Annotated in this window: 9 protein-coding genes; 5 read left to right on the forward strand and 4 right to left on the reverse strand. The window is 41.9% G+C overall.

Features of this window, described 5'->3' with window-relative positions:
- The 3 genes from WIG73_RS00005 to WIG73_RS00015 form a co-directional block, all read right to left on the reverse strand.
- A partial coding sequence (locus WIG73_RS00005; RefSeq protein ID WP_337398729.1) for a GNAT family N-acetyltransferase occupies positions 1-376 on the reverse strand: 376 nt, incomplete at its 3' end.
- Positions 377-398: 22 nt separating this feature from the next.
- A complete protein-coding gene (gene argF / locus WIG73_RS00010) occupies positions 399-1,325 on the reverse strand; it encodes an ornithine carbamoyltransferase (protein ID WP_177678057.1) in 927 nt (308 codons plus the stop codon).
- Between the two features lie 15 nt (positions 1,326-1,340).
- Positions 1,341-2,525: an aspartate aminotransferase family protein gene (locus WIG73_RS00015; RefSeq protein ID WP_337398730.1), complete on the reverse strand. Its 1,185-nt coding sequence runs from the start codon at positions 2,523-2,525 to the stop codon at positions 1,341-1,343.
- Positions 2,526-2,765: 240 nt separating this feature from the next.
- Between WIG73_RS00015 and WIG73_RS00020 the strand changes: the two genes are divergently transcribed.
- The 3 genes from WIG73_RS00020 (at position 2,766) to ftsX (ending at position 5,491) form a co-directional block, all read left to right on the forward strand.
- Complete coding sequence (locus tag WIG73_RS00020) at positions 2,766-3,842, forward strand: helix-turn-helix domain-containing protein (protein ID WP_337398731.1); 1,077 nt, start codon at positions 2,766-2,768, stop codon at positions 3,840-3,842.
- 85 nt (positions 3,843-3,927) lie between these two features.
- Positions 3,928-4,614 carry a cell division ATP-binding protein FtsE gene (gene ftsE / locus WIG73_RS00025; protein WP_337398732.1) on the forward strand — a complete coding sequence of 229 codons (687 nt, stop codon included), beginning with the start codon at positions 3,928-3,930 and terminating at the stop codon, positions 4,612-4,614.
- Entirely contained in the window at positions 4,604-5,491 is an 888-nt protein-coding gene (ftsX, locus tag WIG73_RS00030; RefSeq protein ID WP_337398733.1) for a permease-like cell division protein FtsX, read from the forward strand. The genes ftsE and ftsX overlap by 11 nt, the downstream gene beginning before the upstream one ends.
- Positions 5,492-5,676: 185 nt before the next feature.
- Here ftsX and WIG73_RS00035 read toward each other — a convergent pair whose 3' ends face one another.
- Positions 5,677-6,432, reverse strand: a complete 756-nt coding sequence (locus WIG73_RS00035) for an AraC family transcriptional regulator (RefSeq protein ID WP_337398734.1) — start codon at positions 6,430-6,432, stop codon at positions 5,677-5,679.
- Between the two features lie 136 nt (positions 6,433-6,568).
- Here WIG73_RS00035 and dgoD point away from each other — a divergent pair, with 136 nt between their 5' ends.
- Both dgoD and WIG73_RS00045 read left to right on the forward strand, forming a co-directional pair.
- Positions 6,569-7,729: a galactonate dehydratase gene (gene dgoD, locus WIG73_RS00040; RefSeq protein ID WP_337398735.1), complete on the forward strand. Its 1,161-nt coding sequence runs from the start codon at positions 6,569-6,571 to the stop codon at positions 7,727-7,729.
- A 21-nt stretch (positions 7,730-7,750) separates the two neighbouring features.
- Positions 7,751-8,167: SDR family NAD(P)-dependent oxidoreductase (locus WIG73_RS00045; RefSeq protein ID WP_337398736.1), on the forward strand; the 417-nt coding region annotated here is incomplete at its 3' end.

Below are 8,167 nucleotides of genomic sequence, written 5' to 3' on the forward strand. Positions count from 1 at the left end.
GCACCAGCGACGTGGCTTTCGACGCGGTGTGCAGCATAACGCGCTTTACCTTTAGCTCTGCAAGCTCCATGTCCAACGAGTTCATCATGGATTTTCCTATCCCCAAATTCTGAAACTCTGTGTTCACGCCGAAGCGGGAGAGATATGCGGTTTCTTTGTCTATCAGCTCAATCCGCATGCTCCCCACCACCTGGTTGTTAATATAGGCCACATAAACAATTTTGGTGTCGATGTCTTTTATCACCTGCTCCCGCGTTTCGTGCAGCGCGGGAGTGTCTTTTATGTCTGCAAGCTTAATATATTTTTCAAATGCTTCCTGCGTAATTTTAACAATGCTGTCAACGTCTTCAAGCGTTGCCCGCCGAACCTCAAACATTTTGCGTTCTCCTTTGCATCACTTATTGCTTTCCTAAAAGCCGCACCATAACGGCTTTCTGTGCGTGCAGGCGGTTTTCCGCTTCGTCAAACACCACCGACTGCGGTCCGTCAATCACGTCTTCCGTTACCTCATAGCCGCGGTAAGCAGGAAGGCAGTGCAGGAATATAGCGTGTTTGTCCGCTTGGGAAAACAGCTCTTTGTTAATTTGATAGTTTGAAAATACTTTAATTTTTTCTTCTTTTTCTTCCTCCTGGCCCATGCTGACCCAGGTGTCGGCATAAACCACGTCTGCGCCTTTTATCGCTTCTTGCGGGTCGCACGTTAAAGTTAGTTTCGCACCGGTGGCCTTTGCGTCTTCCAGGGCGTTTTTCACCACCTGTTCATCACACATATATTCAGGCGGCGTTGCGACCGCAATATCCATGCCCACCTTTGCGCCGCCGTAAAGCAGCGAGTGCGCCATGTTGTTGCCATCACCGATGTAGGCAAGCTTTAGGCCCTTTAGCTGACCCTCTTTGTGCTCGCGTATCGTCTGAAAATCGGCCAAAATCTGGCAGGGGTGCACCAGGTCGGTTAGTCCGTTAATCACAGGTATAGAGCCGAACCTTGCCAAATCCTCCACGTCAGACTGCTTAAAGGTACGAATCATAATGCCGTCTAAAAACCGCGAAAGCACGTTTGCTGTGTCGTAAACCGACTCGCCCCGGCCAAGCTGAATGTCGTTTGCACTTAAAAACAGTGCAGAACCGCCAAGCTGATACATTCCCACCTCAAACGAAACTCTTGTGCGGGTAGAGGATTTTGAAAAAATCATGCCCAGTGTTTTGCCTTTCAGCAAATGGTGCTCAATTCCGTGCTTTTGTTCATATTTCAATTTGTCCGCCAAATTCAGCGTGTCTAAAATTTCTTCTGTGCTCCAATCGTGCAGCGTCAATAAATGTTTCATTGCTGTCATCTCCCATTATAAAATTTCTTTAAATATCTTCATAAACTGATCTACATCATTTTTTGTCACAATCAACGGCGGTAAAATTCTTAAGGTGGTTGCCGTTGCGCCAGTTAAGTAATGCTTTTCAAACAGCCGGTGCTTCATGTCCCCCGCAATTGGCCCGGTAAATTCTACGCCAATCATCAATCCTTTGCCCCTGATTTCTTTAATGCAGGGCACATTTTCTGCAAGGGCCTTTAATTGCTCCATAAAATATTCGCCTACAATGCGGCTGTTTTCAACCAAATTTTCTTTTTCAAAAATGCCAAACACGGAAAGTGCCGCCGCGCAAGCCAACGGATTTCCGCCGAAGGTGGAGCCGTGGTCGCCGGGGGCAAAAGCGCTGGCTGCAAACTCTTTCGCGCATACCGCGCCAATGGGAACACCGCCGCCCAGGGCTTTTGCCAAGGTGAAAATGTCTGGTTCTATGCCATAATGCTCATAGGCAAACAGTTTGCCGGTTCTGCCCATACCTGTCTGCACTTCGTCGCAAATAAAAAGAATATCCTTTTCTTTGCAAATTTCATATACAGATTTAACATAATCCAAATCCAGCGGGTGCACACCGCTTTCCCCCTGAATCAATTCCAGCATTACCGCGCAGGTATTGTCGCTTACGGCGGCTTTAAACGCTTTTAAGTCGTTTGCCGGAACATATAAAAACCCCGGCGTCAAGGGGTGATATGGTGCGCTGAACTTTTCCTGCCCTGTGGCGGCCACGGTTGCCAGCGTCCGTCCATGAAACGAATTTTTTAATGTAATAATTTCATATTTTTGTGAATTGCCTTTTTTATAGTGATAAATTTTGGCAAGCTTAATTGCACCTTCGTTTGCCTCGGCGCCGGAATTCGCAAAAAACACCTTGTCCGCTGCGCTCAAGGACACTATTTTTTCTGCTAAAAGCGCCTGCTGCTTCATATAATAATAGTTAGAAACATGAAGCAAATTTTGTGCCTGCTCACAAATGGCCTTTATAAAGGCTGGGTGGCTGTGCCCCACCGCGTTTACCGCGATTCCCGCGAGGAAGTCTTTATAAACTTCTCCGCTGTCGCTGTATAAATGAATTCCCTCTCCTTTTGAGAACGAAACCGGAATCCGTTCCCCAAAGGTGTTCATATAATTTTGTTTATCTAAATTCGCAATGTCACTGGTTGTCATGGCGTGTTCCTCCAAATCAATTTGATCACTTTTATAATTATACAATAATTTGAATAAATATGCAATAGTAATTTTATTTTTTTACAGGTACAAATGAAAAATCTGTGTTTTTGATAAAAAATATGGCAAAAAAAATTAAATTTCGGTTAAATTCGTAAAAAATTATTGCAAATTTATTAAAAATTTAGTATGATATAAGAGAAAAAGTGTTAATGAAATCTATTAAAGGAGCGATTTAATATGTTGAGCGAAGTTTTCCAGCCTGTTTTAGACCAAATGCGCGGAGTGACGCATAAGTCCATGGGCGTTGTCAACAGCACCTCCGTTCTTGTTTCCTATGTGGGCGAACCCGTAGGCGACGATGAAGCATTTTCCATGATATCCTCTGTTCAGGGCAACGGCCGCCCGTTTATCTCAAACGGCTATTCCTGTGTCGCAATCGGCACCAGGAATATAATGGAGTTTGTCGTTTATGTGAAAGGGACGGATCCGGAAGAACAAAAGCTGTGTGCGCTGCTTGCTATCAGCATTTCCAATTTGCAAATTCACTGCGCTGACAGATATGATAAAATCAGTTATTTAAAAAGTGTGCTGCAGGGCAACGTGCTGCCCGGCGATATTTACCTGCGTTCCGGTGAACTGCAAATTGACGCAGACGTTTCCCGTCTTGTGTTTATCGTTCAAATACCCGGCAACGAAACCGGCGTTGTTCAGCTTATGCAGAACATGTTCCCGGAACAGGATTTCATTATTAACATCGACAACAAAAACATTGTTTTAATTAAAGCGCTCTCCCCGGGCTATGCCTCCGATTTTGCGGAGAAAACTGCAAAAAGCATTGTGGAAATGATTAACTCTGAGCTGATGCTGAAAGTGTTTGTGGGCATCGGCACGCCGGTGGACTCCATTAACGAAATTGCCCGCTCCTATTCTGAAGCGCGCCTGGCAATTGAAATCGGCCGGGTGTTTGAAGGGGAAAAATATATTTTAAGCTACGACGAGCTTGGAATCGGCCGTCTGATTTACCAGCTTCCCAGCAAGCTCTGCGAGCTGTTTCTAGACGAAATCTTTAAAAAGGACGGTTTAGAGGTGTTAGACGACGAAACCCTTCAGACCATTGACAAATTCTTTGAAAACAACTTAAACGTCAGCGAAACCTCCCGTCAGCTGTTTGTGCACAGGAACACCTTGGTTTACCGTCTTGACAAAATCGAGCGGTTAACGGGACTGGACTTAAGAAAATTTGACGACGCGGTGGTATTTAAGGTTGCGGTGCTTGTCAGCAAATACTTAACCTCGAACCCATCGAAATTTTAAAAAATAAATTTTCCGCGCCTTATATGCCCACATATAAGGCGCGCTTAAATGTATTCTTTGTGGGCAGAAAGGCTTGGATGTTCCATTGATTTTATTAAGCAACGTATCCAAGGTTTACCCCAACGGCTCAACGGCCTTAGACGACATCAGCTTTTTCATTGAACGGGGCGAATTCGTCTTTATCGTGGGACCCAGCGGTTCGGGAAAATCGACTCTGATTAAACTGTTAATGCACGAGGAGGTGGCGACCTCCGGCCAGGTAATTATAAATAACGACGATGTGGCTCTGCTCAAGCGCCGCGAAATTCCTTACCTGCGCCGGTCTATGGGCGTAGTGTTTCAGGATTTCCGTCTGCTGCCCAAAAAGACTGTGTTTGAAAACGTGGCCTTTGCCATGGACATTATCGGCGCCAGCAGAAAAGAAATTAGAAAACAAGTGCCCAACGTGCTGAGCCTGGTGGGACTTTCCCACAAGGCTAAATCATATCCGGACGAGCTTTCGGGCGGCGAGCAGCAAAGGGTTGCTCTGGCCCGGGCGCTGGTGAACAATCCGGCGTTTTTAATTGCGGACGAGCCTACGGGTAACCTAAACCCCAAGGCGGCAATGGAAATTATGGAACTGTTAGACGATATTAACAAGCGCGGAACAACCGTTATTATGGCAACCCACGCGAAAGAAATTGTTGACAGAATGAAAAAGCGCGTGATTGCAATTGAAGACGGAAAAATTGCACGCGATGAAACAAGAGGTGGTTACGGCAATGAGGATTAGAGGATTTCGATACTTTTTAACAGAAGCGTTTAAAAATATTTTTTCCAACGGCTGGATGACCATTGCCTCAATTTTCACCGTTATGGCCAGTCTTTTGGTTCTGGGCGTGTTTTTAATTTTGTCCATTAACCTGAACAGTATTGTGGGCGACTTAGAGGGCAGCTATGAAATTATTGTCGTTATGGACGAAAAAACCACTGAAGAGGGTATTTCTGCCATTGGAAAACAAATTTTAAAGGTAGAAAACGTGGCCGACGCCACCTTAGACCGCAACTCCGACCGGTTAGAGGACTTAAAAGAACAGTTTGGTGAAAATGCAGCCCTTTTAGACCGGTATAAAGACGACAACCCTTTAAGAAACTGGTACCGGATTACGTTAAGCGACCTGACGCGTACTTCGGAAACTGTGGAAAAGTTGGAACAGATTGACGGTGTGGAAAAGGTCATTCAAAATGAAGACGCCATTGGCAACTTGGTGAAAATTGCAAATTACATACGAACATTCAGCTTTTGGATTATCATTGCCCTGGCTGTTGTTTCGGTGTTCATCATTTCAAACACCATTAAGCTCACGGTTTACACCCGGCGCAAAGAAATTAACATTATGAAATTTGTGGGCGCAACCGATTGGTTTATCCGCTGGCCTTTCATCATTGAGGGCATTATCATTGGAATTATCGGCTCCTGCGCGGCGGTGGCTCTGGTGCTGTTGGGCTATAATTTCTTAGTGGACGTGGTGCAAAACAACATTATGTTCTTCACCTTAAAACCACTTAATGAGCTTTTAACACTGATTTTGGGCTCTTCCTTCGGGCTGGGCGCAGTGCTTGGCGGCGTGGGCAGTTTTATCTCCGTCAGAAAGCATCTAAACGTTTAATAAAAGAAAACCGGGTAAAAAAAGTACAATTTACAGAAAATGGTGTAACTGTAAAACGAAGTTACACCATTTTCTTTTATATGCACAACTGTCAAGCTTTTAGCAAACTTCACCTGTGTTTTCTGTCAATCTACGCGATTGTATGTTCTATGAACTTATACAACATTTGGGGTTGCTTCAATCAGTTATTGAGTACCAATCTGCATTTTTTTATATTTTAACGGACTGATACCAAAAACAGACTTAAACATATAATTCATATGACTTTGACTGCTGAAGCCTGATTTATAGGCAATGTCAATTATGGGCAGGTCCGTGGATAATAAAAGCTTTTTCACATGACTTAATCGTAATTCTGTAATATATTTATGAATCGTAACACCATAACAATCTAAAAATAATTTTCTTATGTAATTAACGCTTAAATGAACCATTTTTTCAAAGTCAGAAATGTGAATCGGACTTTGATAATGATTATCTATGTATTCTTTAACAGTCATAGCTATTTTGGAATTATGCGTTATTTCGTTATGAATGTGATAATTAGAATTTTTAATTATGTTAAGAATTCTTCCTATGGAAACAATTGTTTCTAAATTATTTTCTATAGTTGTTAATTCGTAGAGGTTTAACAGCTGTTTTTTTATTAAGGGATCTATAATGATGCAATCGGGAATATTGCTTAATATTTGACAAATTTCGTTATCTTCACAAGTAAAATGAATTGCATAGCAATTAAAAGAGCCAATAGTAAATCTCTCCTGAAATGGTTTTGAAAAAATAACCATATTCTGATTATGGGGATAAAGAATATTGTCAATAGAAGCACACCCTGTCCCATAATCATATATCTCTAATTCATAATATTGTGTCACTCGTTTTGGCGTAATATCGCAGCTAAAATAATTGGTGCTTTTATAATATTCTCGTTTATAAATCATATCACCACAATCCTTTGTGTTAAATATCTAAAAAATTGTATTAAAACATGATATAATATAACAATTTTTATTGATATAATAATTAAAACACACAATAAATATTTTGTCAATCTATATTTTGAAAAGAGGTAATAACATGAAAATAACAGATATAAAATGTTTTACTGTTGATTGTTTTCGAACAAATTGGGTTTTTGTTAAGGTATATACCGATGAAGGTATTGACGGCATCGGGGAAGCAACACTTGAGTATAAAGAAAAGGCTCTTTTGGGTGCAGTTGAACACATAAAAGAATATTTGGCAGGCCAAAACCCGCTGGATATTGAAAAGCACTGGCACAATATTTACCGCGATGCTTATTGGCGCGGCGGTCCTGTTTTAATGTCGGCTTTGTCTGCTGTTGAAATGGCTCTCTGGGATATTCTTGGCAAATATCTTAACGTTCCTGTTTATCAGCTATTGGGTGGGAAAATAAATGAAAAAGTCAGAATATATGTAAACGGATGGTTTGCAGGAGCAAAAACTCCAAAAGAATTTGGCGAAAAAGCAAAAATTGCTGTTCAAAAAGGAGTTACTGCAATGAAATGGGACCCGTTCGGCAAAAGCTATCTTGATATATCCAACCAGGATTTAAATATTGCGATTGAATGTATCGGGGCAGTCAGGGAAGCGGTTGGGAATGATGTAGACTTACTGATTGAGGGACACGGAAGATTTAATATCCCTACAGGCATTAAAATTGCAAAAGAGCTAGAACAGTTTCAGCCAATGTTCTTTGAAGAGCCTGTTCCCCCCGATAATCTTGACGCCCTCAAAGCGGTCAAAGATAAATCTCCTGTGGCAATTGCTGCAGGCGAACGGCTTTATACCCGTTGGGATTATAAGCATATGTTCGACAAAATGGCAGCAGACTATATTCAGCCCGATATTTCACACGCAGGCGGCATTATGGAGCTTAAAAAGATTGCAGCAGCGGCAGAATGCAGATATATTCCCTTTGCACCTCATAACCCGTCAGGCCCTGTTGCAAATGCAGCTACGCTTCAGCTCGCAGCATGCTGCCCGAACTTCAGCATATTAGAAATTATGTATTCCGATGTAGAATGGCGTAAAGATGTTACAAATGAAAGCCTGGAATATAAAAATGGTTATATTGCCATTCCCGACAAGCCGGGACTGGGCATAGAAATAAATGAAGAAGAATGTTTAAAGCACCCTTATAAACCTCATACGTTAAGACATTATACCGGGGCATTAACAGACATCAGACCACCGAAATCAGAGTGTTACTTTTAACTGCTGAAAGGGGAAATGAAAATGAAGACAGTTCTTGTAACGGGCGCTTGTATTAATACCGGCGTTGCAATCGTTGAAAAGTTCGCCGGCGAAGGCTGGAATATTGTTTTTACAGGAAGAAATGCTGAAACAGTTCAAATGAAAGAAAAAGAGTATCAGAAAAAATTTCCAAATGTTAAAATAATCGGGTATCAGATAAATTCTCTTATTGATGCACAGACAGTAGACGAAGCTGCTGTTTATCATTTGTTTTCAGATCTTGATCGCAAAGGATTATTTGTGGAAACGCTTGTTCTTAATGCAGCTGATCAAGGACTTAACATAGAAATATTCAATAATCCTCTGACTGATTTTATGAAAGTTCTTAACACAAATATTGCTTGGGATTATTGTATTGCAGAATGCGCTGCAAAAAGAATGAAAGAAAACGGCGGAGGA

The sequence above is a fragment of the Congzhengia sp. genome, assembly GCF_037235575.1.
Classification (GTDB): domain Bacteria; phylum Bacillota; class Clostridia; order UBA1381; family UBA9506; genus Congzhengia; species Congzhengia minquanensis.